General features: G+C 62.3%; 27 protein-coding genes. 13 read left to right on the plus strand and 14 right to left on the minus strand.

From position 1 onward, the window contains the following. Positions 1-22 precede the first annotated feature (22 nt). From C2134_RS16340 to hemA, 3 genes are read right to left on the minus strand one after another with little or no spacing between them, the layout of a single operon-like run. A complete protein-coding gene (locus C2134_RS16340; RefSeq protein ID WP_103321185.1) occupies positions 23-982 on the minus strand; it encodes a 3-oxoacyl-ACP synthase III family protein in 960 nt (319 codons plus the stop codon). Next, positions 982-1,824 (minus strand): TauD/TfdA dioxygenase family protein, encoded by an 843-nt coding sequence (locus tag C2134_RS16345; protein WP_103321186.1) that lies wholly within the window; start codon positions 1,822-1,824, stop codon positions 982-984. The genes C2134_RS16340 and C2134_RS16345 overlap by 1 nt, the downstream gene beginning before the upstream one ends. 22 nt (positions 1,825-1,846) lie before the next feature. Next, positions 1,847-3,058, minus strand: a complete 1,212-nt coding sequence (gene hemA, locus C2134_RS16350; protein WP_103321187.1) for a 5-aminolevulinate synthase — start codon at positions 3,056-3,058, stop codon at positions 1,847-1,849. Positions 3,059-3,239: 181 nt separating this feature from the next. On the opposite strand from hemA, the gene C2134_RS16355 reads away from it, so the two are divergent. Together C2134_RS16355 and C2134_RS16360 are read left to right on the plus strand one after the other, a co-directional pair. Then, on the plus strand, positions 3,240-4,460 hold the full coding sequence (locus tag C2134_RS16355; protein ID WP_103321188.1) for an MFS transporter: 1,221 nt from the start codon (positions 3,240-3,242) through the stop codon (positions 4,458-4,460). A gap of 344 nt (positions 4,461-4,804) precedes the next feature. Beyond that, positions 4,805-6,403, plus strand: coding sequence for a peptide ABC transporter substrate-binding protein (locus C2134_RS16360; protein WP_103321189.1), 1,599 nt, complete (start codon positions 4,805-4,807; stop codon positions 6,401-6,403). A 49-nt stretch (positions 6,404-6,452) separates the two neighbouring features. Here C2134_RS16360 and C2134_RS16365 read toward each other — a convergent pair whose 3' ends face one another. Beyond that, entirely contained in the window at positions 6,453-7,226 is a 774-nt protein-coding gene (locus C2134_RS16365) for an AraC family transcriptional regulator (protein WP_103321190.1), read from the minus strand. A 98-nt stretch (positions 7,227-7,324) separates the two neighbouring features. Here C2134_RS16365 and C2134_RS16370 point away from each other — a divergent pair, with 98 nt between their 5' ends. From C2134_RS16370 to C2134_RS16400, 7 genes are all read left to right on the plus strand, one after another. Next, positions 7,325-8,524, plus strand: a complete 1,200-nt coding sequence (locus C2134_RS16370) for an MFS transporter (RefSeq protein ID WP_103321191.1) — start codon at positions 7,325-7,327, stop codon at positions 8,522-8,524. 98 nt (positions 8,525-8,622) lie between these two features. Further along, positions 8,623-10,476: an asparagine synthase (glutamine-hydrolyzing) gene (asnB, locus tag C2134_RS16375; protein WP_103321192.1), complete on the plus strand. Its 1,854-nt coding sequence runs from the start codon at positions 8,623-8,625 to the stop codon at positions 10,474-10,476. A 169-nt stretch (positions 10,477-10,645) separates the two neighbouring features. Further along, positions 10,646-11,188, plus strand: a complete 543-nt coding sequence (locus tag C2134_RS16380) for an iron transporter (protein ID WP_103321193.1) — start codon at positions 10,646-10,648, stop codon at positions 11,186-11,188. A gap of 98 nt (positions 11,189-11,286) precedes the next feature. Then, a complete protein-coding gene (locus C2134_RS16385) occupies positions 11,287-11,622 on the plus strand; it encodes a cupredoxin domain-containing protein (protein ID WP_103321194.1) in 336 nt (111 codons plus the stop codon). 15 nt (positions 11,623-11,637) lie between these two features. Beyond that, entirely contained in the window at positions 11,638-12,459 is an 822-nt protein-coding gene (locus C2134_RS16390) for an FTR1 family iron permease (RefSeq protein ID WP_103321195.1), read from the plus strand. Continuing rightward, on the plus strand, positions 12,456-13,916 hold the full coding sequence (locus tag C2134_RS16395) for a 4Fe-4S binding protein (RefSeq protein WP_103321196.1): 1,461 nt from the start codon (positions 12,456-12,458) through the stop codon (positions 13,914-13,916). The genes C2134_RS16390 and C2134_RS16395 overlap by 4 nt, the downstream gene beginning before the upstream one ends. Before the next feature lie 106 nt (positions 13,917-14,022). Beyond that, positions 14,023-14,787 (plus strand): substrate-binding periplasmic protein, encoded by a 765-nt coding sequence (locus C2134_RS16400; protein WP_158248793.1) that lies wholly within the window; start codon positions 14,023-14,025, stop codon positions 14,785-14,787. On the opposite strand, the gene ybaK is transcribed toward C2134_RS16400, so the two are convergent. The 5 genes from ybaK to C2134_RS16425 form a co-directional block, all read right to left on the minus strand. Beyond that, positions 14,771-15,253 carry a Cys-tRNA(Pro) deacylase gene (gene ybaK, locus C2134_RS16405; RefSeq protein WP_103321198.1) on the minus strand — a complete coding sequence of 161 codons (483 nt, stop codon included), beginning with the start codon at positions 15,251-15,253 and terminating at the stop codon, positions 14,771-14,773. The genes C2134_RS16400 and ybaK overlap by 17 nt on opposite strands. Positions 15,254-15,324: 71 nt before the next feature. Beyond that, positions 15,325-15,942 carry a protein-methionine-sulfoxide reductase heme-binding subunit MsrQ gene (msrQ, locus tag C2134_RS16410; RefSeq protein WP_103321199.1) on the minus strand — a complete coding sequence of 206 codons (618 nt, stop codon included), beginning with the start codon at positions 15,940-15,942 and terminating at the stop codon, positions 15,325-15,327. Next, positions 15,942-16,859: a protein-methionine-sulfoxide reductase catalytic subunit MsrP gene (msrP, locus tag C2134_RS16415; protein WP_103321200.1), complete on the minus strand. Its 918-nt coding sequence runs from the start codon at positions 16,857-16,859 to the stop codon at positions 15,942-15,944. The genes msrQ and msrP overlap by 1 nt, the downstream gene beginning before the upstream one ends. An 84-nt stretch (positions 16,860-16,943) precedes the next feature. Further along, entirely contained in the window at positions 16,944-17,864 is a 921-nt protein-coding gene (mnmL, locus tag C2134_RS16420; protein WP_103321201.1) for a tRNA modification radical SAM protein MnmL/YtqA, read from the minus strand. Between the two features lie 76 nt (positions 17,865-17,940). Further along, the gene (locus C2134_RS16425) at positions 17,941-18,123 is read right to left on the minus strand and encodes a protein MIGRI (RefSeq protein ID WP_103321202.1); all 183 of its coding nucleotides are present in this window, start codon (positions 18,121-18,123) and stop codon (positions 17,941-17,943) included. Positions 18,124-18,288: 165 nt separating this feature from the next. Here C2134_RS16425 and metX point away from each other — a divergent pair, with 165 nt between their 5' ends. From metX to C2134_RS16445, 4 genes are read left to right on the plus strand one after another with little or no spacing between them, the layout of a single operon-like run. Continuing rightward, positions 18,289-19,431 carry a homoserine O-succinyltransferase MetX gene (metX, locus tag C2134_RS16430; RefSeq protein ID WP_103321203.1) on the plus strand — a complete coding sequence of 381 codons (1,143 nt, stop codon included), beginning with the start codon at positions 18,289-18,291 and terminating at the stop codon, positions 19,429-19,431. Next, on the plus strand, positions 19,428-20,024 hold the full coding sequence (gene metW, locus C2134_RS16435) for a methionine biosynthesis protein MetW (RefSeq protein ID WP_103321204.1): 597 nt from the start codon (positions 19,428-19,430) through the stop codon (positions 20,022-20,024). Before metX ends, metW begins: the two co-directional genes overlap by 4 nt. A gap of 25 nt (positions 20,025-20,049) precedes the next feature. Beyond that, the gene (locus C2134_RS16440) at positions 20,050-20,238 is read left to right on the plus strand and encodes a YqaE/Pmp3 family membrane protein (protein ID WP_103321205.1); all 189 of its coding nucleotides are present in this window, start codon (positions 20,050-20,052) and stop codon (positions 20,236-20,238) included. Between the two features lie 53 nt (positions 20,239-20,291). Next, complete coding sequence (locus C2134_RS16445) at positions 20,292-21,569, plus strand: AmpG family muropeptide MFS transporter (protein ID WP_103321206.1); 1,278 nt, start codon at positions 20,292-20,294, stop codon at positions 21,567-21,569. 23 nt (positions 21,570-21,592) lie between these two features. Here the strand turns inward: C2134_RS16445 and C2134_RS16450 are convergent, their stop codons facing one another. The 5 genes from C2134_RS16450 to C2134_RS16470 are packed head-to-tail and all read right to left on the minus strand — an operon-like array spanning position 21,593 to position 24,535. Continuing rightward, a complete protein-coding gene (locus tag C2134_RS16450) occupies positions 21,593-22,021 on the minus strand; it encodes a type IV pilin protein (RefSeq protein WP_103321207.1) in 429 nt (142 codons plus the stop codon). Further along, the gene (locus C2134_RS16455; RefSeq protein WP_103321208.1) at positions 22,018-22,662 is read right to left on the minus strand and encodes a pilus assembly protein; all 645 of its coding nucleotides are present in this window, start codon (positions 22,660-22,662) and stop codon (positions 22,018-22,020) included. Before C2134_RS16455 ends, C2134_RS16450 begins: the two co-directional genes overlap by 4 nt. Continuing rightward, positions 22,659-23,531: a hypothetical protein gene (locus C2134_RS16460; RefSeq protein WP_103321209.1), complete on the minus strand. Its 873-nt coding sequence runs from the start codon at positions 23,529-23,531 to the stop codon at positions 22,659-22,661. The genes C2134_RS16455 and C2134_RS16460 overlap by 4 nt, the downstream gene beginning before the upstream one ends. Further along, the gene (locus tag C2134_RS16465; protein WP_146042190.1) at positions 23,509-24,000 is read right to left on the minus strand and encodes a PilV family protein; all 492 of its coding nucleotides are present in this window, start codon (positions 23,998-24,000) and stop codon (positions 23,509-23,511) included. Before C2134_RS16465 ends, C2134_RS16460 begins: the two co-directional genes overlap by 23 nt. Continuing rightward, positions 23,993-24,535 (minus strand): GspH/FimT family pseudopilin, encoded by a 543-nt coding sequence (locus C2134_RS16470; RefSeq protein WP_158248794.1) that lies wholly within the window; start codon positions 24,533-24,535, stop codon positions 23,993-23,995. The genes C2134_RS16465 and C2134_RS16470 overlap by 8 nt, the downstream gene beginning before the upstream one ends. Between the last annotated feature and the right edge of the window lie 28 nt (positions 24,536-24,563).

Genomic DNA, 24,563 nt, shown 5'->3' on the forward strand with positions numbered 1-24,563 from the left:
ACCTGATGGATGATCAGAATCTTCATGCTTGGTACTCCACTGCGCTAATGCCCCAGCTAAAGCCCATCGCGCTGCTGGCCAACAGAATCAGATCTCCGGCCCGCAGTCGCTGCTCCCGCTCAAGTTGTTCCAGCGCGATCAAGGTATCGGCGCTCCCCATGTGGCCCAGCCGGTGATAATTGAAAACGGTGCGCTCCTCGCTCAAGCCCAGCCGCTCCAACAAGCTGCGATGCATGTCTTCGTCGCCATGGTTGATGAGCAGATAACGCACCTCGGACAGAGACCTTCCCAGCGCTTCCAGGGTGCGCTGAACCAAAGCCGCGAAATTATCAAGATAGGCCTGGGCCAGCCCGCGGCGATGCGGCTGCCGCTCGATCCGTACCTTGCCGTCCCGCCAAACGCCGGCGTAGTAATCCACCCACTCTGGATCGGTGCGCATAGCGCTATGCAACAGGCGATATCGCCCTTCGCTCCGTTTCACCAATACTGCCGCCGCCGCATCGCCAAAGTTGAACAACGACAGCGAATCCACGCTGTCGCGGTCCACTAGACGGCTGAGCTGATCAGCGGTGACCACCAGCACCAGATCGGCGCGCCCGGCCTCCAGCTTGTCGCAAGCCAGACTGATCGCCGTCCAGGCGGCATTGCAAAAATTGGTGACTTCGAAACAGTGGGCGCCTTGAATGCCTATGGCCTGGGCGATTTTGGCCGCCGGAGACCAAAACGGCTGATCCCAACAGCCGGTGCCGGCATAAATGACATGGCTGATCTGATCAGGCACGATGCCCTCTCTCCGCAGCAGGTCGCCAGCCGCTTCAGCAGCCAGCTCCCAGCTTTGCTCTGCGGCGGCCAAGGCCGGAAATCCATCGCAACGGGTGATGTTCAGCACTTCTTCCAACGGCGCTCCGCTGGACAGATGCAACTGTTTGGCCTCGACGCGGCCCTGCGGATAGCGTATGGCCGGCGTAACAATACCCGGCATCAGCCGCGCGCCTCGATGCTGGCCCGGTGAACCGTGCGACTGAGCCCAGGCTCAATAGCCGTGGCGGCATGCAGCGCAATGCGGGTCTTCCAGATCAGCAGGTCGCCCGGCAGCCAGCGATGGACGTATACATGTTCAGGATCTTGCGTCAATTGATCGATCAGATCGAGAAACTCGTCGCTACTGGGCCGATCCAGTCCTACAACCGCATCCACATATTCCTTGGAGGCGTAGAGATAAGGGCGGCTGGTGTCCTGATCGATCTGCACCAGGGGATGCAACACATTAGGGTGCTCTTGGGCGATCACCTCCTGCAGTTCTGCAACCGACAAACCGACATGCTCGGCGCGGATGCGGAAACGCTTGCTGACGGTATGGCGCGCTTGCAGGCCGGCGATGCGTTGCTTCCATTCCTCGGGAAGGCGGCGATACACATCAATGGCATTGGCAAACAAAGTGTCGCCGCTACGCGGCGGGATATTGATGCCATACAACATGGTGTAGGCTGCTGGGTTCTGAGTGAAAGAAGAATCCTGGTGCCAGAAATTGCCGACACGCGCCACGCCCAGCGGCTTGCCGTCTTGCACTTCATTAGACGAGATCATCAACTCGGGATGATCCGGGTGGTGATAACGGCTCATCACAAACGGCACCGGATGGCCGAACTTCCGCGCCAGGGCTAGCTGCTGCGCCGGCGTCAGCTGCAAACCGCGGATCACCAGCAATTGATGCTGCTGCAGAGCCTGCTCCGCCTCGGGAAACAATGCATCAGACAGAATATCGTTGAAAGTTGCGCCGGTCAGTTCAGTGCCGATAGTCGGGGAAAGCGGATTGAATCGCATGGTGTCGTGTCTCCAAAAGCTGTCAAGCCAGGCAATGTTTCAGGGCCGCAACAAATCGCTGAATCTCTTCATGACTGCGGCGAGGCCCGACAGTCAGACGGAAACGCTCCCCGCCGCGCGGCACGGAAGGGTAGTTGATCGGTTGCACATAGATATCAAACTCATCAAGCAGGCGTCGAGCGACTGTTTTGATACGCTCAGCCCCTGCCACCGGCACCAACACCAAGTGGCTTTGAGCCGGCAAATACGGGATTCCCGCCAAATCCAGCTGCGCGCGGAAGAAAATGACGTTGCTGTGCAAGTCCTGCACCAGTTGCCGATCTGTCCGTACTCTGTCGAAGCTGCACAGCGTCGCGTCCAGCAGCGCTTGAGGCAGCGCGGTGGTAAAGATGAATCCAGGCGCGCTGGAACGAACAAAATCGACCACCGAGGCCGGGCCGGCAATATAGCCGCCCAAGGTGCCCATGGCCTTGCCGAATACGCCCTGAATGAATGTGGCCCTAGTTTCCTCTATCTCCTCGCAAAGACCGGCGCCGCTTGCGCCATACAGGCCGATGGCATGGGTTTCGTCCAGGAAGGTCCAGGCTTGGTAACGATCCGCCAGATCGAGAATGACCTGAATTGGCGCGATATCGCCGTCCATCGAATAGATGGACTCGAAAACGATCAGCTTGGGTTGCGATAGCGGCACGCTGGCCAACTGCTTCTCCAGCGTCTCCACATCGTTATGCGGGAAAATGTATTTCTGGCACGGGTGGCGGCGTATGCCCTCGATCAGCGAGCGGTGATTCAAGCTGTCCGAAAATATCGCCAAGTCAGGCACGGCAGCGATCAAGGTGCTCAAGAACTCGAAATTGGCGGTATAGCCTCCATTGAAAACCAATGCCTGCTCCTTGCCGTGCCATTGCGCCAGCTGACGCTCCAGCTCGACATGGGAAATGCTGGTGCCGGCTATATTGCGGGAGCCGCCAGTACCCGAACCGTGCAATGCCGCGGATTCGCGCAAACTATCAATCACCTGCGGGTCCTGGCTCAGCCCGAGATAGTCATTGCTGCACCAAACCTCAACCTGACGTTGCTGGTAGCGCGTAGTGCCTGGATGACCCGCATCGTGCTCGCAGGGCATGAAACTGCGGTACAGGCCTTCCGACTTAAGTTGCGTCAGTCGATTTTCAAAAAGGACGCGCAGTTCCCGGTCTAAGTTCAGCTCAATCGTAGCGTTGTCAGTGCTCATCACAGACTCCCGTCATATGGATTTTTGGATTGCCGATCATGCGTTTCCTGATTGACGGCGCCACGATAATGACAAATGCAAGTACAGTCAAATATAAAATTTGTATTAGATAATTCTCTTGACGGACCTTCTTTGCATGGATACACTTCGCGAAATGCAAATAGCATCAAACGTATAAATTATGTCGATATTCAAAAACCGTGCGGCAAAGAACCTTTTATTCGCGATTTTGTGCTCCAGCATTGGTGTTGGTGTGCATATTCTCGCAATGGGACAGTTATTATTCGAACTAACTGGCAGCATTACCGCCATGGCAACGATTTTGAGTTTCCAGGGGCTGGGGGCCATCTGCGTTTTGCCTTTTTCCGGCCCGCTGGTCGATCACCTGGATGCTAAAAAGGTTTATCTGGGGTGCGATCTTTCCCGCGCTGCTACTATGGCCATCATCATTCTTCTAGCCGCCTCCAAAATAGATGGCATGGTCCTACTGATCACCATAGCTGCTATCTTTCTCGCATTGATAGACAACGTCCATCGCAGTGCCTTATTCAAATTCACGGCGCTGAACATTCCAGATGAATTACAGGGGGATTTAAACGCCAAGATAGGGGTAATGTTTCAAATTGGCGTATTGAGCGGCATGGCATTGCTAGGGATCATCTTGTATCGCTCCAGCCCTATTTACGCGCTGATTTTTGATGTCCTTGGCTCGCTGATTTCCGCATGGATCATGTCCCGACAACAGTCTATTTTGGCTGCTACCCGGCACAACACAACACAATCTAGCTGGCGGCCTGGCAAGTTGTTTCAGCAAGCGCTGCATGGCTGGCTGCGCCTGTTGAGACAAGCAGCAAAACAAACGACCGTGCTGATCATGCTGGTTCTTTGCTCTGCAGACTTTATTTTGTCATACAGCCTAAACGTATTGGTCGTGCCCTTGGTGGCGAAATATTACGCCGGCACGAGCTGGCCTATTTCTGCCATGGAAGGAACGATGGCGATCGGCATGATCGCTGCCTCCTTCTTTACTCGCCACACTTTGGCACAAAAATTGCTCCCAATCTGGTTATTTCTGCAAGCCGGCTCGACTTTTCTACTATCGTTAGCGACTACTCCGCCGTGGCATTTCGCCGCTTTCTTCATCATTGGTTTCGCCAGTCTGAATAGCATCACATGGCTTTTAACCACCCTGCAACGGCAAGCCTCGGAAAGCGACAAAGGGAAAATGGCCTCATTGCGTTTGCTTTCAATCGGGATGGGAACTGCTGTATCCATGCCCTTGGTCAGCAGTATGTCGCATGTGTCCTTCACCTTCGCTCTGCAAGGATGCGCGCTAATCATGGCGTGCTTTTTCATGCTATCGCTATGGGTTGCCTACCGATTCCAACCTATACGCGCCTAAAACTACATAGCGATCCACAAAACCATTCCAACCAGCATCTTTGGCAGGCAGTGCTGATCGCGCCAGAATCAAATCCAAATAAATTTCATCGAAATGAGAATATGAACATCGGACAGACTAGCAAGACCACACCCTTGTAAAAGCATGCTCTATGACAAGGCTTAGCGAATTCAACTTCAAAATCAATTTCATCACATTCCATATCGCAACAATACACGATCAATAAAACCAAAATTTGCTCGCCCACATTGTTGATTTTTATATCCTGTTCGCATGGCTTCCATTTAAAAATTGGGGAATCGCGAAACTCTCCCCGGCACCCGCACCCTGACAGGAGCCCCCATATGAAGGCCTCGCCGTCTCTGTTTTTTCTCATTACGCTCATCGCTATGCCAACGCCAGCCGCTGTCATTCCTCTTGGCATTAGCTTGGCTGAGCGCCAAGAGCTGACTCGCAGCAATGGATCGGACCCTGCTACGTTGGATCCGCAACTGGCGGAAGCCCTGCCTGACAATATGATCACCCACGACTTATTCGAAGGACTGACCTCAATAGACAATGCCGGCCATCTGCAAGCCGGCTTGGCGACGTCATGGGAGCGCAAAGATTCGAACACTTGGATATTCCATCTGCGTCCGGACGCGCGCTGGAGCGACGGCGTTCCCATTCGTGCCTCCGACTGCGTCTACAGTGTCCGACGATTGCTGGACCCGGCCTTGCACTCGCCTTACGCCAGCGGCTTTGGCAGTGTGCTGAAGAACGGCCAGGCGGTAGCGGACGGAAAAATGCCGCTGGATGCCCTCGGCGTGCGGGCACTGGATGACAATACCGTTGAGTGGGTTACCGCTTATCCCGTGGCGATCTTCCCCGAGTTGCTGGCCAATGCGCAGTGGGGACCGGTGCCCCGGCATACGATCCAACAATGGGGCAAAGACTGGCTCAATCCAGGCAAACTGGTTTCCAGCGGAGCCTTCCGGCTAACCGCATGGACGCCAGGGCAAAGCATCGTTCTGGAAAAGAATCGGCAATACTGGGATGCCGCATCGGTCGTATTGCAACGTGTGAACTATCTGCCGGTGGAGGACCTTAACCAAGATGTCGCGCTCTATTTCGCAGGCAAAACCGATTTCGTTTTCCAGCTGCCGCCAGGCGAGTTCAATAAGTTGCGACGATCCCATCCCGATGAAGTCAAGAACAGCCCGTTGCTGAGCTTGCGCTATTTCAGCCTCAATCTACGCGACCCGCTACTCCGCGATGCGCGAGTGCGGCAGGCGCTGTCCATGGTGGTGGACCGCGACAAACTGGCAGAATCGATCACCGTCGATGGCCAGTCACCTGCTTATAGCGTGATCTTGCAAGGACTAAGAGGCGCAACGCCATCGCGCTACGACTGGCAATCATGGCCTATGGCCCAAAGAGTGGCGGCAGCCAAACAGTTGCTGCGAGATGCAGGCGTGGCGCCGCATGCCCCATTGAGGATGATTTACAATACCAGCGAATACCAGAAAACCTTAAGCGAGTATCTCGCCAGCGAATGGCGAACCAAGCTGGATCTGGATGCCACGCTGGAATCCACCGACTACCCCACCCTGATGCAGAAGCGGCATCAAGGACAATTCCAAATCGCCCGCAATGGCTGGACAGCGGATTATAACGATGCGATTTCCATGCTCAGCATCGTGCGCTGCGACGACGCCGAGAATGTTTCCGGCAGTTGCAACCAAGCCGCCGAAGCCCTAATAGAGCGCGCCAACCTGTCGCCGGATCCAGAGCAGAGAAGCACGCTGCTAACAGAAGCCAATCGCCTGATCATGCAGGACTACACCATCATTCCCTTGCTGCAGTATTCCGACTCCCGCCTGGTAAAACCTTATGTGGGCGGCTACGGCCAGAATCCGCTGGGACGATACCGCAGCAAGGACATCTATATAACCCTCCATTGACGACATCCGAGCCGCTACCGTTCTTACGTCGACAGGACCAAAGCGCGGTTTACGAAAGCGTGAAGAAGCTGCTCGGCGGCGCGCCCAGCTCGCGCTTGAACATGGTGGCGAAGGCGCTGGGACTGGCGTAGCCCAAGTCCAGCGCCACTTTCAGCACGCTGTCGCCGCAGGCCAGCCGCTGCAGAGCCTGCATCAGCCGCGCCTGGCGCCGCCACTGGCCGAAGCTCAGGCCCGTTTCGCGGCGGAAGCGGCGCTGCAAGGTGCGCGGGTCCAGCGCCAGCTCGCGCGCCCATTCCGCGGCGCCGCGCGCGTCGTCGGGATGGTCCAGCCATACTGCGCACAACCGCTGCAGCGCCGGCGAGGCTGGCTGGGGCAAGGACAGCGGCAGCACTTTGGCGCGGCGGATTTCATCCAGCGCTAGCATCATCACCCGCTCGTCGCGCGATCCCGGCTCGCAGGGCAGCGCCACATCCACCGCCGCCAGCACCAGTTCGCGCAGCAGCGGCGTCACCTCCAGCACGCAGCATTGCTCCGGCAGACCGCCCAGCATGTCCTGGCGCACGAAGATATTCCGCATCCGCACCGGGCTGACCATTTTGACTTGGTGCCAGGTGCCGATGGGCAGCCAAATCGCCCGAGTCGGCGGCACAATCCACTGCCCGCGCTCAGTGCCCACCCACATCAGCCCCTCCACGGAATACAGCAACTGCGCGGTGGGATGCTGATGCCGCGGCGATTCGAGGCCTGCCGGATAGTTGCGCAACTTGCCCACCACCGGCAGAACGCCCCGGTCATACAGTTCCAGATCGTCGAAGCGGTTCATATCGCCTCTTTCAAAAAGATGAATGCCTCATTTTCGCAGGACCGGCTCTAAATTGCTGAATTAATATGCAATGACCACCTGTATCGAGAATCTTTACCATGGCCTCAAGCACCTCTATCTCCGCGCCGGCTCAAGACACCCGCTTCCGCGTCCTCGGCGCCATCAGTTTCTCGCACTTCCTCAACGACATGCTGCAGTCGTTGCTGGTGGCGTTGTATCCCTTGCTGAAGGGCAACTACCACCTGAGCTTCGCCGAGATCGGCCTGATGACTTTCACCTACCAGTGCACCGCCTCGTTGCTGCAACCGCTGGTCGGCATTTACACCGACAAGAAGCCGCAGCCATATTCTCTAGTGTTCGGCATGGGCTCCACGCTGATCGGCCTGCTGTTGTTATCCAGCGCCGGCAGCTTCCCGCTGCTGTTGCTGGCCGCCGCGCTGATCGGCACTGGCTCGTCGATTTTCCATCCGGAATCGTCGCGCGTGGCGCGCATGGCATCCGGCGGCCGCCCCGGCCTGGCGCAGTCGCTGTTTCAGGTGGGCGGCAACGCAGGCAGCGCCACGGGGCCGCTGCTGGCGGCGCTGATCGTGATTCCGCTGGGGCAAGGCAGCGTGGCCTGGTTCGGCCTAGTTGCATTGCTGGCCATGTGGGTGCTGTTCCGCGTCGGCCAGTGGTACGCCCACCAGCACCGCCAGGCCAAGAAGGCCGCCGCCATCGTCATGCCGGATCTGTCGCCGGCCCGCGTCAAGCTGACATTGGGCTTGCTGCTGGTGCTGGTCTTCTCCAAGCATTTCTACCTAGCCAGCATCACCAGCTACTACACCTTCTACTTGATCCAACACTTCCATATCGGCGTGCAGTCGGCGCAGTTGCATCTGTTCCTGTTCCTGTTTGCGGTGGCCGCCGGCACCGTATTGGGCGGTCCCATCGGCGACGCCATCGGCCGCAAGCGGGTGATCGGATTCTCCATTCTGGGTGTGGCGCCGCTGGCGCTGGCGCTGCCGCACGCCAATCTGTTCTGGACCGCCGCGCTGTCGCTGCCCATCGGCTTCATTCTGGCCTCGGCCTTTCCGGCGATTCTGATCTACGCCCAGGAGCTGCTGCCAGGCAAGGTGGGCATGGTGTCCGGCATGTTCTTCGGCTTCGCCTTCGGCATAGGCGGCATCGGCGCGGCGGTTCTGGGCCAGTTGGCGGATAGCCACGGCATAGAGTCCGTCTACCTGCTGTGCTCCTTCCTGCCGCTGCTGGGCATCGCAGCAGTGGCGCTGCCTAACTTGCACCGCAAGCCCGGCGTTTGACATCGGCCGCCGCCGCGCCGGATACTGCGCGGCATTGAAAACCCAAGCAAGGCGCCGAACCCGTATCGGCGCCTTGCGCATTCGGAAGCGCCGTCATCATGTGTGGAATCGCCGGCTTTTTCTCGCGCCGTCCCGTCAATCCCGCCGTCCCGCAAGCCATGCTGGACGAGCTGCATCGCCGCGGCCCGGACGATGCCAGCCGGCTGCTGCTGGACGCGGCGCTGAATCCGGCCGCCGACGACCCCATCCACAATGCGATGCTGCACGCCCGCCTGGCCATCATCGATCCGCGGCCGGTGGCCAACCAGCCCATGGCCAGCGACGACGGCCAGGTGTGGATTTGCTACAACGGCGAGGTCTATGACTGGGAGGCCGGCAAGGCCGAACTGGAAGCCGGCGGCGCGGTGTTCCGCACCCATGCCGACACCGAATTCATCCTGCGCGGCTATCTGGCCTGGGGCATAGAGGGCCTGCTGGACCGGCTGCGCGGCATGTTCGCCTTCGCCATTCTGGACCAGCGCAGCGGCAAGGTGCATCTGGCGCGCGACCGCATGGGCGAGAAGCCCTTGGTCTACTCGCTGGCGGACGGCAACTTCGCCTTCGGCTCGCTGGTGCGCGCGGTGCTGCCCTTCCTGCCTGCGGACAAGCGCGACTTCAGCCCGGCGGCGATCGACGCTTATCTGGCCCACCGCTACATTCCATCCCCGGCCACGCTGTTCAGCCATATCAACAGGCTGGAAAACGGCTACCGGCTGGAGTTTGACCTGAACACCCGCCAGTTGAGCAAGCAGCGCTACTGGCAACCGAAGGCGGAAAGCGGCGACTGGCTGCAGGAGCTGGACCGCGCGGTGGCGATACGCACCGTGGCGGACCGGCCGCTGGGCGTGCTGCTGTCAGGCGGCATCGACTCCACCGTGATCGCCAGCCGGCTGGCCACCCAGCAACTGACGCAATTCTCCAGCTTCACCGCCGCGTTTCCCGGCTCCAGCCTGGACGAATCCGGCGATGCGGCGGACTCTGCCCAGCGCATGGGCCTGCCCAATGTGCGAGTGGAGATGCCGGACAACCTGGCGGCCGATTTCGAGCGCATCGTCGCCGACCTGGACCAACCGTTCGCCGATCCGTCCAGCTTCCCCACCTGGTATCTGGCGCGCGAAGTGACCCAGCACGTCAAAGTCGTGCTGGTGGGCGACGGCGGCGATGAGCTGCTGGCCGGCTACAAGCGCATGGGCAAGCACCTGCGCACCCGCTGGCGGCGCAACATCCGCCTGCCGCTGCCGATCCAACCGCAACTGGACAGCAAGCGCGGCAAGCTGGCCACCGAACTGGCGATGGACTGGCAAAGCGCCTATTCGCTGCGCTTCTCCGGCTTCACGCCGGGCCAGCGCAGCTTTCTGCAAGGCGGACGCCCGCTGGAAAAACTGTGCCATTGGCGCAAGCCTGACGACATCGGCCCGGAGCCGCAGGACGGCCAGCCCGGCCTGCACCAGCTATTGGAACTGGACTTCGCCAATTACCTGCCCGACTACATCTTGCAGAAGTCCGATCTATGCACCATGGCGCATGGCCTGGAAGGCCGAGCGCCGCTGCTGGACCACCATTTCTACCAACGGCTGCTGGCCACCTCCTCCGCCGAGCGCTACACCCAGCCGGCCAAGCTGATCTTCCGCCGCGCCATCCATCCGGCGCTGCCGGCCGATTTCTTCCAGCGCAAGAAGCGCGGCTTCAACCCGCCGCTGTCCGGCTGGCTGCAAACCAGCCTGGCGCCGCGTTTCGACGGCTTGGGCGCGCGGCTGGCCGCCGCCACTGGCGGCCAACTGGACGCCAAGGCGGTGGATGCCTTCGCCCAGGCCTATCGCCACGGCGCCGGCCATCTGGCCGAACAGATGCTGCAGCTGCTGATCCTGGATGAGAGCCTGGCCCAACTGCAGCGCCTGCGCCTGAACGGATAAAGCCAATGGCGGTAGCGATGCCTGCCGCCATTGCGCGATGCAAAAAGCATTCATATGGCATTGCATAATCGCTCGCATTAAGCATGGGCGGGTTTGCAAACGATAATTACTAGCATTATCATACTCTTCTACGTCCTGCCCGCCAGGCGAAAACCATAAGGGAAAAATAATGCGTCGCTTTGTCTGCCAGCTGGCCATCGCCAGCGTCGCCCTGTCCGCCTCCTTCGCCGCCATGGCCAAGGAATACCCGATCGGCAAGCCGGCCCTGAAGAACGGCATGGAGATCGGCGCCGTCTACCTGCAGCCGACCAAGATGGAACCGGAAGGCATGATGCTGAAGCCGGAAGCGTCCGACATCCACCTGGAAGCCGACATCCACGCCACCAAGAACAACCCGAACGGCTTCGAAGAAGGCGCCTGGATGCCCTATCTGGTGGTCAAGTACGAACTGACCAAGGTGGGCGGCAAGACCCAGAAGGGCGACCTGATGCCCATGGTAGCCAACGACGGCCCGCACTACGGCGACAACGTCAAGCTGCAAGGCCCCGGCAAGTACAAGCTGAAATACACCATCATGCCGCCGTCGGCCAATGAGCACGCCCACTTCGGCCGCCATACCGACAAGGAAACCGGCGTGGGCCCGTGGTTCAAGCCGTTTGAAGTGAACTACGAGTTCACCTTCGCCGGCATCGGCAAGAAGGGCGGCTACTAAGCCGCATCGCGGGCACCCTCCTGGAAAATGCCCGATTTCGACACCAGACGGCGCGGACACTCGATCCGCGCTGTTTCTCATTCCGGAATGATGAACCGATGACCACTCTGCGCCTGATCGCCGCCGCCCTGGTGGCCACCCTGCTTGCCGCGCCCGTCCTTGCCGATGAGATGCCGGTTTACAAGCTGCAAATGAAGGACGGCCAGCTGATTCCCGCCCGACTGGTGGTGCCGGCCGGCAAGAAGTTCAAGATCGAAGTGATGAATGTCGGCAAGACGCCGGCGGAGTTCGAAAGCATCACGCTGCGCAAGGAAAAAGTGCTGGGCCCCGGCGCGGAATCGTTTCTGGTGTTCCAGCCGCTGTCTCCCGGCGAGTACAAATTCTTTGACGATTTCCATCCCAAAACCGGCCAGGGCGTGATCGTCGCCAAGTAAGACAAGGAACAAGCAATGGGACAGGTACTCTTCATCGTCTGGCGCGAAAGCGTCGAGGCGCTGCTGGTGGTGGGCATCCTGAATGCCTGGATGAACCATAACGCGTCCGGCCGCGCCGGCAAGCCGTATCTGTGGGGCGGCGTGGCGCTGGGCCTGGTCATCGCGGTGGCGCTGGCCGTGGCGCTGTTCGCCGCCGGCACGCTGATGGCCGGCGCGCAGGATTACTTCCAGACCGGCATGGTGTTCATCGCCTCGGCGCTGATCGTGCAGATGGTGCTGTGGATGCGCGAGCACGGCCGCACGCTGAAGAAAGAGCTGGAAAGCGGCCTGTCGGAAAAGGCCGCCAGCAACAACTGGTGGGGCGTGACCATCCTGTCCGCGCTGGCCATCGCCCGCGAAGGCAGCGAAACGGTGGTGTTCCTGTACGGCTCGCTGGCCGAAGCCCAGGGCATGGAGCTGGCCAAGCTGGGCCTGGCCGGGCTGATCGGCCTGGCGCTGGCGCTGCTGACTTTCTATCTGCTGCAACTGGGCGGCAAGGTGCTGTCATGGCGGCTATTCTTCCGCGTCACCGAAGTCATGCTGCTGCTGCTGGGCGCCTCGCTGTTCCTGAACGGCGTGGAAAAGCTGATCTCGATGGACGTGCTGCCGACGCTGGTGGACCCGGTATGGGACAGCTCGGCGCTGCTGGACGATACGAGTCCGTTTGGCGGGCTGCTGGCCTCGCTGACCGGCTACCGCGCGCAACCGGCCCTGATGAGCCTGATCGCCTACGCGCTGTTCTGGGCGGGCATTTGGGCGCTGTTCCAGTGGCGCAATCGTCGCCAGGCTGCGGCATGAAAACCGGCAGCCCGCAACGCCCGCCGCAGCGGGTGATTCCCATCGTCGCCGCCCCGTCCGGCGGCGCTTCCTGTCCCCCCGAGCGGCAGCCGCGCGGCCTGCTGGCGCTCACGGGGAACTGGCTGCGCGACCACGGCGGCCTGCTGCGCAAGCTGCAATGGGCGGTGGTGCTGGTCTACGGCTTCCTGCTGATCGTCCCCGCCTGCCTGGACTTGCCTGACGACGCGGCGCGGATGTGGAACAACCTGACCATCTTCGCCCAATTCGTGTTCTGGGGCATCTGGTGGCCTTTTGTGCTGCTGTCCATGGTGCTGTTCGGCCGGCTGTGGTGCGGCGTGCTGTGCCCGGAAGGCGCGTTGTCGGAATGGGCCGCGCGCAAGGGCATGGGACGGCCGATTCCGCGCTGGATGCGCTGGGGCGGCTGGCCTTTCGTCGCTTTCGTACTGACCACGGTCTACGGCCAGCTGGTCAGCGTCTATCAGTACCCTAAGGCCGCCCTCTTGGTGCTGGGCGGCTCCACGGTGGCGGCGGTCATCGTCGGCTTCATCTACACCCGCGGCAAGCGCGCATGGTGCCGCCATCTGTGCCCGGTCAACGGCGTGTTCGGCCTCTTGTCCAAGCTGGCGCCCATGCATTACCGCGTGGACGAAGCCGCCTGGAAGCGCTCCCAAGACCAGCGACAGCGCGTCGCCAGCGTCGATTGCGCCCCATTGCAGCCGCTGCGCCACATGCAGGGCGGCAGCGGCTGCCATATGTGCGGCCGCTGCAGCGATCACCGCTCGGCCATCACCCTGGCTTCGCGCCCCATGAGCGACGAAGTGGTGCGAGTGGCGGAAAAAGAGGCCGACGGCTGGCAGACCGCCTTGATCGTCTATGGCCTGCTGGGCGTGGCGATGGGCGCCTTCCACTGGACCGTCAGCCCGTGGTTCGTCTGGCTCAAGCAGACCACGGCGGAATGGCTGGTGGACCATGACATCATGTGGCCGCTGGACACCGATGCGCCATGGTGGCTGCTCACCCACTACCCGATGCACAACGACGTGTTCTCCTGGCTGGATGGCGCGTCCTTGATCGCCTATGTGGCCGCCACCGCGCTGGCGCTGGGCAGCGGCATTCTGCTTTCGCTGGCGCTGGCCGTGCGCACCGCCGGCCAATGGCAGACGCAGCGTCTGCACCATCTGGCGCAGGCGCTGATCCCGCTGGCCGGCTGCGGCGTGTTTCTGGGTTTGTCGGCCTTGACGGTGACGCTGCTGAAGGCCGAAGGCTATGGCATGCACTGGGTCAACGACGCCCGTCTGGCGCTGCTGGCCGGCGCCAATCTATGGGCCTTGCGCCTGGCCGGGGGCATCCTGGCGCGCTGGAGCGGCCGCCCTGCCCGCTATCTGGCTTTGCTGCCGTTCTGCGGCGCGCTGGCGCTGGTGGACTGCGCCTGGGGCTTCATGTTCTGGTGGTGGTAAGCGCCTAGGCGCGCGGCGGCGTCTGGGCTAGCCGCATCCGGCTAATACTTGGTTGGCGGAAGGCGCTGTGCGATAACACAGTAAGCCCCACATTCAAGGAATGGCCATGCGGCGTTTGCTATTGCTCGTTTTCGCGTTGTCGCTCCGCTGCAGCCTGGCCGCGGCGGAGCCCACCGTCGAGCTGGCCACCGGCGAATGGCCGCCTTTCGTCTCGCAAAGCCTGCAGCAAGACGGCGTTTTCTCGCAAATGGTGCGCCAAGCCTTCCTGCGCGCCGGCTATCAGGTCCATCTCAATTATCTGAGCTGGCCGAAGGCCGAGGCGATGATACGGACGGGCAAAGCCGCCGCCGCCTTCCCCTACCGCCCGACGCAAGAGCGGGAGACCGAGTTCGACTTCTCCGCCCCGTTCATGCGCTCCACCAGCTATCTGTTCTACTACAAGCCGCATATGCCGCATCCGCCGCTGCAATTCAAATCGCTGGACGAATTGCGCGGCTACCGCATCGCCATTCAGCTTGGCTATTGGTATATCCCGTTATTCCAGCAGCACAAGCTGAACACGCTGCTGACCAACGACGAAGTCCACGCGCTGCGGCAATTGCAATTGGGACATCTGGACTTGGCGCCGATGACGCTGGAACGCGGCTTGTACCAGATACACAGCACCATGCCGGAGCATGAGAAAGAGTTCGGCTACATCCCCACCCCGCTGGATAAGGAAACGCCGCTGACGCTGATGTTCTCGCGCACTTACCCGCAGGTGGCGCGCATCCGCGAGGAGGTTGCCCGCGCGCTGGAACAGATGGAAAAGGATGGCACGCTGAAAGCCATCTACCAGCGCAACTTCCCCGAGGCTATGCCGCCGCGTTGACCAGCGTCGGCTGCAGCACGCGGATGACGTCCTGCGGGCTGACGCCGACCAGGAAACCACGCTTGCCGCCGTTGATGTAGATGACCGGGAGGTCCGCGATGCTGGCCTCCATATACACCGGCATGGCGTGGCGGGTGCCGAATGGGCTGGTGCCGCCCACCTGATAGCCGCTGTGCTTGTCGGCCGTTTTCGGATCGCAGGGATGGATTTTCTTGACGCCGACCTGCTTGGCCAGCATGCCGGTGCCCACCTCGCAATCGCCGTGCATCAACACGATCAGCGGATGCTTGTTTTCATCCTCCATGATCAGCGTCTTGACCACGGCGTGCTCGTCCACGCCCAGTTCGCGCGCCGACACCGTGGTGCCGCCCTTTTCCTCGTACTTGTACAAATGCTCGGTGTAATCGACCTTGTGCTCGCGCAGCACGCGGATGGCCTGGGTGACCGGGGCTTTTTCCTTCGACATGATGATTCGCTTGCGGCTAAGACAAAACACCCGACTTTAAAACGCCGGCCCGTCTGTGCCAAGCAGGGGGATCAAGCTTTGCGCGCGCGCCACCACAGCCTCAGCCCCAGCAGCAGGGTCAGCACCGCGGCGTAGATCAAGGGTTGGGTGATGTCTTTCTTCACCAGCCACCAGTAATGCGTCACCGCCAGGATGGCCACCGGATACACCAGCCGATGCAGCTTGCCCCAGTTGCGCTTGAGCCGGCGCATCCAGCCCTGGGTGGAGGTCAACGCCAGCGGCGACATCAACACGATGGCGGCGAAGCCGACGGTGATGAACGGACGTTTGACGATGTCCTTCAGGATGTGGTGCCAGTCGAAAAACTGGTCCAGCCAGATATAGGTGGTGAAATGCAGACTGGCGTAGAAAAACGCGAACAAGCCCAGCATGCGCCGGCATTTCAGCGGCCAAGCCTGGCCAGTGAAACGGCGCAGCGGCGTCATGGACAGCGTGGCCAGCAGCCACACCAGCGTCCAGGTGCCGGTGGAGCGGGTGATGAACTCCACGGGGTTGACCGCCTCGCCGGACAAGACGATCCAGGCGGCGCGCGATAGCGGCAGCAGGCAGACGATGAACAACAATGCCTTGCCGATGGCGAGCCGGCGGTCGGCCGCGGAAACAGGGGATTTCATGCGCAGCGTCGTCATCAGTAGTTCCTTCTCAAATCCATGCCGCGATACAGCCCGGCCACCTGGTCGGCATAGCCGTTGAACATCAACGTCTTGCGCTTGAAGAATTCGCCGATGCGCCGCTCCGACGCCTGGCTCCAGCGCGGATGGTCAACTTCCGGGTTCACGTTTGAATAGAAGCCGTATTCATGGGCATTGGCCAGATTCCAGCTGGTGGCCGGCATCGTTTCCTGCAGCCGGATGCGCACGATGGACTTGATGCTCTTGAATCCGTACTTCCACGGCACCACCAGGCGGATCGGCGCGCCGTTCTGATTCGGCAGCACATTGCCGTACAGGCCCACCGCCAGTATGGTCAGCGAATGCATCGCCTCGTCGATGCGCAGGCCTTCGCGATACGGCCACTCCAGCACCGCATCGCGCTGGCCCGGCATTTCGCTGGGCCGCTGCAAGGTTTCGAACGACACATACTTGGCGCGCGAAGTCGGATTCATCTGCTTGAGCAGGCTGGCCAGCGGAAACCCCACCCACGGAATCACCATGCTCCAGCCTTCGACGCAACGCAGCCGGTAAACCCGCTCTTCCAAGGGAAACTTCAGCAAATCCTCAATGGCGAAACGGCGCGGCTTGGCCACCTCGCCATCCACCAGCACGCTCCAGGGCCGCGTCTTCAGGCTGCCGGCGTTCTGGCCCGGATCGGACTTGTCGGTGCCGAACTCATAGAAATTGTTGTAGCTGGTGATCTCTTTCAAGCTGTTGGGCTTGTCGTTGGCGGCAAGCTGCGACAACGGACTTTTCTTGGCGTTCAGGCCGGCCAGCGTTTCCGCCGACAGCAACAGGCCGGCGGCACCCAGCATGAAAGCGCGGCGGTTGAAATAGACCGATTCGCTGGTGATGTCCGACGGCAAATAGTCGGCGGGTTTTCTGATCAGCATGGCGGCTCTCCTGTCGTTTCCATTTGGTCGGACCATCCTCCGGATTCTGACAGTAGCGCATGCAAACAGTTTTTCCAGCCCGTGTTATTCAGGCCTCCAGCTTCGGCCGAGCGCGCTACCCTGCCCGCCCTCCCGCGCCAGCCGCTCGCCTATGGCTTGCAAGGCGGCCCAGCGCGGGCCGCACCAGTCCGGCGCAATCAGCGTCGGCGCCTGGGCAGTGGCGGAAATCCGGTGATACACCACCTCCGGCGGCGTGTGGCGGATCAGGCATGCCGCCAGGTCTGCGTAATCCTCCAAAGCCATGGGCGACACTTCGCCGCGCCGATACTGCGCCGCCATCCGGCTGCCGCGGACGATCATCAGCGGGTGCAGCTTCAGGCCCTCGACGCCGATATCCAGCACCGTGTCCAGCGTCGCCCGCGCATCATCCTTTCCCTCGCCCGGCAAGCCGACGATCAGATGAGCGCACACCTTGAGTCCGCGCGCGTGGGCGCGGCGGACGGCATCGCGGTAATCGGCCAGCGTGTGGCCGCGCCGAATCAAGGCCTGGGTGCGGTCGTGCGCGGTCTGCAGGCCCAGCTCCAGCCACACTTCGTTGCCCGCGTCGCGGTAAGCCGCCAGCAAATCCAGCGCCGCATCCGGCACGCAATCAGGCCGGGTGCCGACGCACAGCCCGGCCACGTCGGCGGCCGCCATCGCCTCGTCGTACAACGCGCGCAGCGTTTCCACTTCGGCATAGGTGCTGGTGTAGGCCTGGAAATAAGCCAGGTATAGCCGGGCGCGGTCGGTCTTGGCCTTCTCCCGCGCCAGTTGCTGGCTGATGGAAAGCGCGGCGGCATCGCGGCCAAAGCTGCGGACATTGCAGAACGTGCAGCCGCCGCGCCCCAGCGTGCCGTCGCGGTTGGGACAGGTGAAATCGCCGGCCAGAGACAGCTTATGCACGGTCTGGCCGAAGCGCTGTTTCAGGTAATAGCCAAAGGTATGAAGGTGGCGGGTCAGGTCCATCGCGTTGCCGGCAAAAGCGCGCAGTCTAGCGCGATGCGGCCGCAGACAAGCTGAGCGGGATCAAGGGCTTGCCGATTCAGATAGTGTGCCAGCCCAGCCAATACAACACGCAGAACAGTCCGGCGCTGATCAGCAGGGCGATGGCCAGCGCGGAGAACAACTCATGCAGCGTGCGGCGCTGCCGCGGCCCCAGCAGCCAGCGGGCGACGGCCCACAGGATCAGGCACAGCGCGAAGAATTTGAACAGGCGTCCGAACATGGCGGCACCGGTGACGGAGAACGGCCGATTATCCCGGCGCGACCACTTCCCGCGCAAGCCGATGTTGTGGATATAATCGGACGGTAGCCGCAGGAGACCGCGCCATGACATGCTCCGGCAGAGAGCGGCGGGCGCGGATAAAAAATAGAAGAGGCCCCCAAATCCATGACCGACTCCGATTGTTCGGTAGGCATCGTCGCGGCGGAAGACGCCGTATTCGATGTCCCTTTGCCGCTCGCCAGCGGCGCCGTGCTGCCCAGCTACCAGCTGCGCTTCGAAACCTACGGCCGGCTCAACGCCGACAAGAGCAACGCCATCCTGATCTGCCACGCCCTGTCCGGCCATCATCATGTCGCCGGCCGTTACCAGCCTGACGATAAGGCTGCCGGCTGGTGGGACAATATGGTCGGCCCCGGCAAACCCATCGACACCCGCCGCTTCTTCGTCGTCGGCGTCAACAATCTTGGCGGTTGCCACGGCAGCACCGGCCCGTCCAGCCTGAACCCGGCCTCCGGCCAGCCCTGGGGTTCGGCCTTCCCGGTGGTGACGGTGCAGGACTGGGTGACCTCGCAAGCCCGCCTTGCCGACCGCCTGGGCATCACGCGCTGGGCGGCGGTGATCGGCGGCTCGCTTGGCGGCATGCAGGCGCTGCAGTGGAGCATCGCTTATCCCGATCGCGTGGCGCACGCGCTGGTGATCGCCTCAGCGCCCAAGCTGTCGGCGCAGAACATCGCCTTCAACGACGTGGCGCGCCAGGCCATCCTGTCCGACCCGGACTTCTGCGGCGGCGACTTCTACCAGCAGGGCACGGTGCCGCGCCGCGGCCTGCGGCTGGCCCGCATGCTGGGCCACATCACGTATTTGTCCGATGACGGCATGGGCGAGAAATTCGGCCGCATGCTGCGTTCCGGCGAATACCGCTTCGGCTACGATGTGGAGTTCGAAATCGAGAGCTATCTGCGCTACCAGGGCGACAAGTTCTCCGACTACTTCGACGGCAACACCTATCTATTGATGACCAAGGCGCTCGACTACTTCGACCCGGCCCGGGAACACGGCGGCGACCTGGCCGCCGCGCTGAAGCCGGCGCAGGCTCAATTCCTGCTGGCCAGCTTCACCAGCGACTGGCGCTTCTCGCCGGAACGCTCGCGCGAGACGGTGCAGGCGCTGATCGCCGCCGGCAAGCGCGTCAGCTATGCCGAGATCGAATCGGCGCACGGCCATGACGCCTTCCTGATGCTGGATCAGCCGTATGTGGACCTGATGCGCGCCTATCTTCAGCGCGTGGCGCAGGAGGTGAACGCATGAGCGCCATCCAGACTCTCCGTCCAGACCTGCAACTGATAGCCGACTGGATCGCGCCGCACAGCCGAGTGCTGGACCTGGGCTGCGGCGACGGCCAGCTTCTGGCCGCCCTGCAGCAGGAAAAGCAGGTGCAGGGCTATGGCGTGGACTTCGACGTGGCCAATGTGGTGCGCTGCGTCGCCTCCGGCGTCAACGCCATCCAGGGCGACCTAGAAACCGGCCTGGCCGACTTCGGCGACGCGCGCTTCGACCACGTGGTGCTGTCTCAGACGATACAGGCGATGCGCCACACCGAGGCCATCCTCAACGAGATGCTGCGCGTCGGTCGCGAGGCCATCGTCACCTTCCCCAACTTCGGCTATTGGCAGAACCGGCTGCAGATCCTGCAGGGCCACATGCCGGTGTCCGACACCATCCCGTATCAGTGGTACGACACGCCCAACATCCACTGGTGCATGCTGGGGGACTTCGAGGAACTCTGCGCCAAAAACCGCATCCGAGTGATGCAGAGGGTGGTCATGGACAAGGGCAAGCGGGTATCCTTGCTGCCAAACCTGCGCGGCAGCCTGGCCTTCTACCGGGTGGCGCGCGGCTGATTCCGTCCCGCACAAGGAGAGAAACATGCGCCTGTTGCTGGCCATTTTCCTGCCATGGCTGCAGTTCTTCACCATAGGCCGGCCCTTCGCCGGCCTGTTCTGCCTGCTGCTGCAACTGACCATCATCGGCTGGCTGCCGGCCGCGCTGTGGTCGGTGTACGCGCTGAGCCAGTACAAGACCGACCAGAAAATCGAACGGGCGCTGCGGCGCTGATTCCCGTCCGCGCCCGGCGCGGGCGGCCCGCCAACCATAACGACAACCAGCCCATGACCCTAGCCACCATCAACTGGCGGCGCGACGTGTTTTCGCGCACCATGCTCGTCTGCGTATTCACCGGCTTCGCCTCCGGCCTGCCGCTGTACGCGCTGATCAATCTGCTGCCGGCATGGCTGCGCAGCGAGGGCGTAGACCTGAAGTCGATCGGCCTGTTCGCCTTGATCGGCCTGCCCTACACCTGGAAATTCCTGTGGTCGCCGCTGATGGACCGCTACGCGCTGCCGCTCTTGGGCCGCCGCCGCGGCTGGATGCTGGCCAGCCAGCTGGCGCTGCTGGCCAGCTTGGCGGTATTCGGCCTGTTCGATCCCAAACAAGACATCTGGAGCATCGCCGGCTTGGCGCTGACGGTGGCCTTCTTCTCCGCCAGCCAGGATATCGTGCTGGACGCCTTTCGCCGCGAAATCCTCAGCGACGCCGAACTCGGCCTCGGCAACACCGTGCATATCAATGCCTACCGGCTGGCCGGCCTGGTGCCGGGCTCGCTGTCGCTGATCCTGGCCGACCGGATGCCCTGGGGCAGCGTTTTCGTCATTACCGCCCTGTTCATGCTGCCCGGCGCGCTGATGACGCTGATGGTCAAAGAGCCCAAGCTGGCCTCCGGCAGCCCGAAAACCCTGCGCCAGGCGGTGGTGGAACCGTTCCATGAATTCGTCACCCGCCAGGGTTGGCAGGGCGCGCTGTGGATACTGGGCTTCATCTTCCTGTACAAGCTCGGCGACAGCATGGCCACCTCGCTGGCCACGCCGTTTTATCTGGACATGGGTTACGCCAAATCGCAGATCGGCCTGGTGGCCAAGCACGCCGGGCTGTGGCCGGCGGTGATCGGCGGCTTGCTGGGCGGCGTGTGGATGATCAAGCTGGGCATCAACCGCGCCTTGTGGGCCTTCGGCGTGGTGCAGGTGGTGTCCATCCTGGGATTTGCCTGGCTGGCCAGCTATGGACGCTTCGACAGCGTGGGCGCGGAGCAATTGGCGATGCTGGCGGTGGTCATCGGCTTCGAGGCCCTGGGCGTCGGTCTCGGCACCGCGGCTTTTGTCGCCTTCATCGCCCGCAGCACCCATCCCGCCTACACCGCTACCCAGTTCGCCCTGTTCACCAGCCTGGCGGCGGTGCCGCGCACGCTGGCCAACGCCGCCACCGGCTACATCGTGGAGTCCATCGGCTGGACCTCGTTCTTTTTCCTGTGCACGGCGCTGGCGATTCCCGGCATGATGCTGCTGGTCAAGGTGGCGCCATGGGGGGACGATCCGGCGCCGCAACAGGCCTGATCGCGCCCTGAACCAGGCGCGGCTCAGAGCTGGCACTGCTCGCTGCCGCCCTCTAGCCTGCACTGCTTGATCGATCCGTCCTGATCGACTTTCAGCAGCCACTCATCGAGGCCGGAACCCGGCTTGGGCCGCGCCTCGATGATGAAGCTGGCCTGCTCGACATTGTCGGCCGAAGGCGTTGCGCTGCTGAAGCCTATGGCGAAGGCGGCCGTTCCGCTAGCCGGCAAGGCGGGCCAGGCCAGCGGACCATCCTGGTAGTAGACACCGTATTCGTGATACCAGCGCTGCATGAAGTGGCTGTTTTCCAGCAGCGCCGCCTTCGCCTCCGCCAGCCGCGCCCGCTGCATGTATTGCTGATAGCCCGGCACCGCCAAAGACAGCAGCAAGGCGGCAATCGCCAGGCAGATCATCATTTCCAGCAGAGTGAAACCACGCAGTCCGCTTCCGTTCATCGCGCTTTCTCCTCCCAACCCAGCCGCCGTCCTTCGCCGCCATTGTCCACTCGATACCAGCTCTGCAGCGTCACCGCGCTGAAGCGGCTATGTCCCCAGGCGCGCACCGTGATCCGGTACAAACGCGCCGGGCCGTTCTGCCCGGAACCGAAGCGCGGGTCGATCAATTCCACCACATAACGCGGATTCGCCCACGACAGGCTGCCCGCCCGCACGCCCTGCGGGCATTGCCATTGCTTGACCGATGGTTCCAGTTCGTACTCCCGGCTGTTGCCGCAGGGATGCAGCAGAGGCACGCCGTTCAGGCTCTGTTTCTCCGGCGGCGTCGTCGGCTCGCACAGGCCCTTGCCTTGCGTCCCATGGCAGGTGGGCGAGAACACAGACTCGTGGCCATACAACTTGCCGGGATCGCTTGCTCGGCTGGCCATATCGTTTTTCAGGTCCCATTGCCACACCCATTGCTCCGCGCCGCGCAAAGCCTGCCGCGCCAATCCTTCGGCGCGGCGGCGCTCCTGCGCATTGGCCGCCAGCAAGCGCGCGCTGAGGATAAGCTGCGACGAAGACAACACCAGCATGGCCAGCAGCGACAACAGCCCCATTACCATCAGCAAGGTACCGCCGCGCTGTGCAGAATGATTCATGTTTTATCCCCGCATGACGAAGTCGACATCAACGGCAAGTCCTGGCTCAAACGCTCCACCCGCGCCCGACGGCTATCCAGCCGCCACGCCAGCTCCAGCCGCGCCGCCGCCAACCGCTGAGCGCCGCTGCCGTCCAGCGCCTCCGCCGCGCGCCATTGCCATGCCGTCCCATCGCCACAACTGGAGCGCAACTGCACGCTGATCGACAAATGCTCGACGTTATCGAGCAGCAAGCGCTCTGCGCCAAGCGGCAGGCCGCCCAGACGGTCGCGCGCCAGCAAGCGGTGATCGCGCAGTTCGTAGTGGCGCTCCAGCGGCAACCACAGCTGCAGCGAAGGCGCATGCAGGCCGTCCGTCTGCTCCGCCGTTTGCAATGGCAAGGGCGGCGTCAGTTGCAATATGGGCGCATTGGCCCCGCCCAACCACTGCGCCGACGCGCCCGTCAACGCCCATGTTGCCGCGCAGCTACTCAACAGACTCTGCGGCCACGACTGGCTATTGCTGCTCGCCAGCGGTTCCAGTTCGATTCCGGCCAGTTGTTGCTTATCGTCGCTCAGCAATTTACGATGCGGCAGCCCGCGGCCGGGCAGCCATAGTCGCCAATGGCCGACGGCAAAGTCCTGCGCCGTCCACGGCTGCGCGCCGCAACCAAAATGGCGGTGCTTCACCACGTCTCTCGCCAGTTGCCCCATCACCCAGAGGGCCTGCTGCCGCCCCTCCAAATGCCTTGCGGCGTCTTTCACGGATTGGTTGGTCGCCGTGAGCGCGGTCAGCGCCAAAGCCGTCACCAGCGCGCCCAGCGCGGTGGCCAGCAAGATGCCGAGCAGCGCCCCGCCGTGCTGGACGTTAAGGCCGCAACGGCCAGACATCGGCATGCTCCTGCCAGCCCTGCCCTTGGCGGCTGCGCCAGGCCACGCGTATCGCCAAAGGCCCGTTGCCGCCGCAACCGGGCGCGTGCAGCGTGGGCTTGTTTTTGACATCGCCGCGGCACACCGCGGCGCGGGCCCGCTCCGCCGGGTTGCCGCTGGCGCGCAAGGTTTGCTTGAAGCGCGATAAATCCGCCGCCGCCTGTTGCGCCGGATCGCAGCCGGCTGCGCAGTCTGGCCCCGACAGGTGATCGTCGTAACCGCTTTCCAGATAATGAATCCAATGCGCCTCCGGCCGGGCCTGGATGGCGCTGGCCAGATTGCTGACCGCCAGGTCGATGCGGGCGCGCAGCTCCGCCTCCCGCGCATGGTGCAATGATCGCGCCTGCATGCTGGCCAGCGCCAGTAGCGCCGCCAGCCAGATCGACAGCGCCACCATGGTTTCCAAGAGACTGAACCCGGATTCACGCACAATCATCTGCGATGCCCCCCAACGCAGCGCGGCCGTCCGCCGCCACCGACACGGCCAGGCAACGGCTGCCAGAACGCAGCTGAAAAACCAAGCCGCCCTCCGGCTCCACTCGTCCCTCCGGCAGCAGCGTCAATTGCCGCACCGGTGCCTGCACGCGCACCTTCTCATGGTCGAACATCGCCAGCCGCAAGCGCTCGCCGCCGTCGTAACTGGCGTTGTCCATGCCTTTGTCGGCATAAACCAATCCCCCCTCGCGCCAGACCTGTTGCGAACCTGGCTGCGCCGGCTGACAGCCCTGCAATTCGAGGTTAGTTTTGAGATTGGCGGCGCACAGGAAAACCGGCTGGTTGCGGCGCAAGGCCTCGGCCCTGGCCTGATGGACGCTGTTCAGCAACAGCAGGCCGTGGCTGAGCAGGCGCTGTCTGTCCCGCCCCGCGCCCAGCAGCGGAACGGCCAGCAGGGAAAGAATCACCGCGATGCCGACTGCTGCCATCAGCTCCGCCAGCGTCATGCCTTGTTGGGCTGGTCGGCCCATATCGCCTCCGTCGCCATTCAAGAGTTTC

The sequence above is a fragment of the Chromobacterium sinusclupearum genome (genome assembly GCF_002902845.1).
In the GTDB taxonomy this organism is placed as follows: domain Bacteria; phylum Pseudomonadota; class Gammaproteobacteria; order Burkholderiales; family Chromobacteriaceae; genus Chromobacterium; species Chromobacterium sinusclupearum.

Excerpts from the sequence above, each read along its gene's own strand:
- C2134_RS16360 (WP_103321189.1), top strand. The coding sequence starts at position 4,805 with ATGAAGGCCTCGCCGTCTCTGTTTTTTCTCATTACGCTCATCGCTATG.
- metW (WP_103321204.1), top strand. The coding sequence starts at position 19,428 with ATGAGCGCCATCCAGACTCTCCGTCCAGACCTGCAACTGATAGCCGAC.
- C2134_RS16460 (WP_103321209.1), bottom strand. The coding sequence starts at position 23,531 with ATGTCTGGCCGTTGCGGCCTTAACGTCCAGCACGGCGGGGCGCTGCTC.
- metX (WP_103321203.1), top strand. The coding sequence starts at position 18,289 with ATGACCGACTCCGATTGTTCGGTAGGCATCGTCGCGGCGGAAGACGCC.
- C2134_RS16450 (WP_103321207.1), bottom strand. The coding sequence starts at position 22,021 with ATGAACGGAAGCGGACTGCGTGGTTTCACTCTGCTGGAAATGATGATC.
- C2134_RS16380 (WP_103321193.1), top strand. The coding sequence starts at position 10,646 with ATGCGTCGCTTTGTCTGCCAGCTGGCCATCGCCAGCGTCGCCCTGTCC.
- C2134_RS16400 (WP_158248793.1), top strand. The coding sequence starts at position 14,023 with ATGCGGCGTTTGCTATTGCTCGTTTTCGCGTTGTCGCTCCGCTGCAGC.
- msrP (WP_103321200.1), bottom strand. The coding sequence starts at position 16,859 with ATGCTGATCAGAAAACCCGCCGACTATTTGCCGTCGGACATCACCAGC.
- msrQ (WP_103321199.1), bottom strand. The coding sequence starts at position 15,942 with ATGACGACGCTGCGCATGAAATCCCCTGTTTCCGCGGCCGACCGCCGG.
- C2134_RS16425 (WP_103321202.1), bottom strand. The coding sequence starts at position 18,123 with ATGTTCGGACGCCTGTTCAAATTCTTCGCGCTGTGCCTGATCCTGTGG.
- hemA (WP_103321187.1), bottom strand. The coding sequence starts at position 3,058 with ATGAGCACTGACAACGCTACGATTGAGCTGAACTTAGACCGGGAACTG.
- ybaK (WP_103321198.1), bottom strand. The coding sequence starts at position 15,253 with ATGTCGAAGGAAAAAGCCCCGGTCACCCAGGCCATCCGCGTGCTGCGC.
- C2134_RS16455 (WP_103321208.1), bottom strand. The coding sequence starts at position 22,662 with ATGAATCATTCTGCACAGCGCGGCGGTACCTTGCTGATGGTAATGGGG.
- C2134_RS16390 (WP_103321195.1), top strand. The coding sequence starts at position 11,638 with ATGGGACAGGTACTCTTCATCGTCTGGCGCGAAAGCGTCGAGGCGCTG.
- C2134_RS16440 (WP_103321205.1), top strand. The coding sequence starts at position 20,050 with ATGCGCCTGTTGCTGGCCATTTTCCTGCCATGGCTGCAGTTCTTCACC.
- C2134_RS16345 (WP_103321186.1), bottom strand. The coding sequence starts at position 1,824 with ATGCGATTCAATCCGCTTTCCCCGACTATCGGCACTGAACTGACCGGC.
- C2134_RS16445 (WP_103321206.1), top strand. The coding sequence starts at position 20,292 with ATGACCCTAGCCACCATCAACTGGCGGCGCGACGTGTTTTCGCGCACC.
- C2134_RS16395 (WP_103321196.1), top strand. The coding sequence starts at position 12,456 with ATGAAAACCGGCAGCCCGCAACGCCCGCCGCAGCGGGTGATTCCCATC.
- C2134_RS16385 (WP_103321194.1), top strand. The coding sequence starts at position 11,287 with ATGACCACTCTGCGCCTGATCGCCGCCGCCCTGGTGGCCACCCTGCTT.
- asnB (WP_103321192.1), top strand. The coding sequence starts at position 8,623 with ATGTGTGGAATCGCCGGCTTTTTCTCGCGCCGTCCCGTCAATCCCGCC.
- C2134_RS16365 (WP_103321190.1), bottom strand. The coding sequence starts at position 7,226 with ATGAACCGCTTCGACGATCTGGAACTGTATGACCGGGGCGTTCTGCCG.
- C2134_RS16470 (WP_158248794.1), bottom strand. The coding sequence starts at position 24,535 with ATGGGCCGACCAGCCCAACAAGGCATGACGCTGGCGGAGCTGATGGCA.
- C2134_RS16355 (WP_103321188.1), top strand. The coding sequence starts at position 3,240 with ATGTCGATATTCAAAAACCGTGCGGCAAAGAACCTTTTATTCGCGATT.
- C2134_RS16370 (WP_103321191.1), top strand. The coding sequence starts at position 7,325 with ATGGCCTCAAGCACCTCTATCTCCGCGCCGGCTCAAGACACCCGCTTC.
- mnmL (WP_103321201.1), bottom strand. The coding sequence starts at position 17,864 with ATGGACCTGACCCGCCACCTTCATACCTTTGGCTATTACCTGAAACAG.
- C2134_RS16340 (WP_103321185.1), bottom strand. The coding sequence starts at position 982 with ATGCCGGGTATTGTTACGCCGGCCATACGCTATCCGCAGGGCCGCGTC.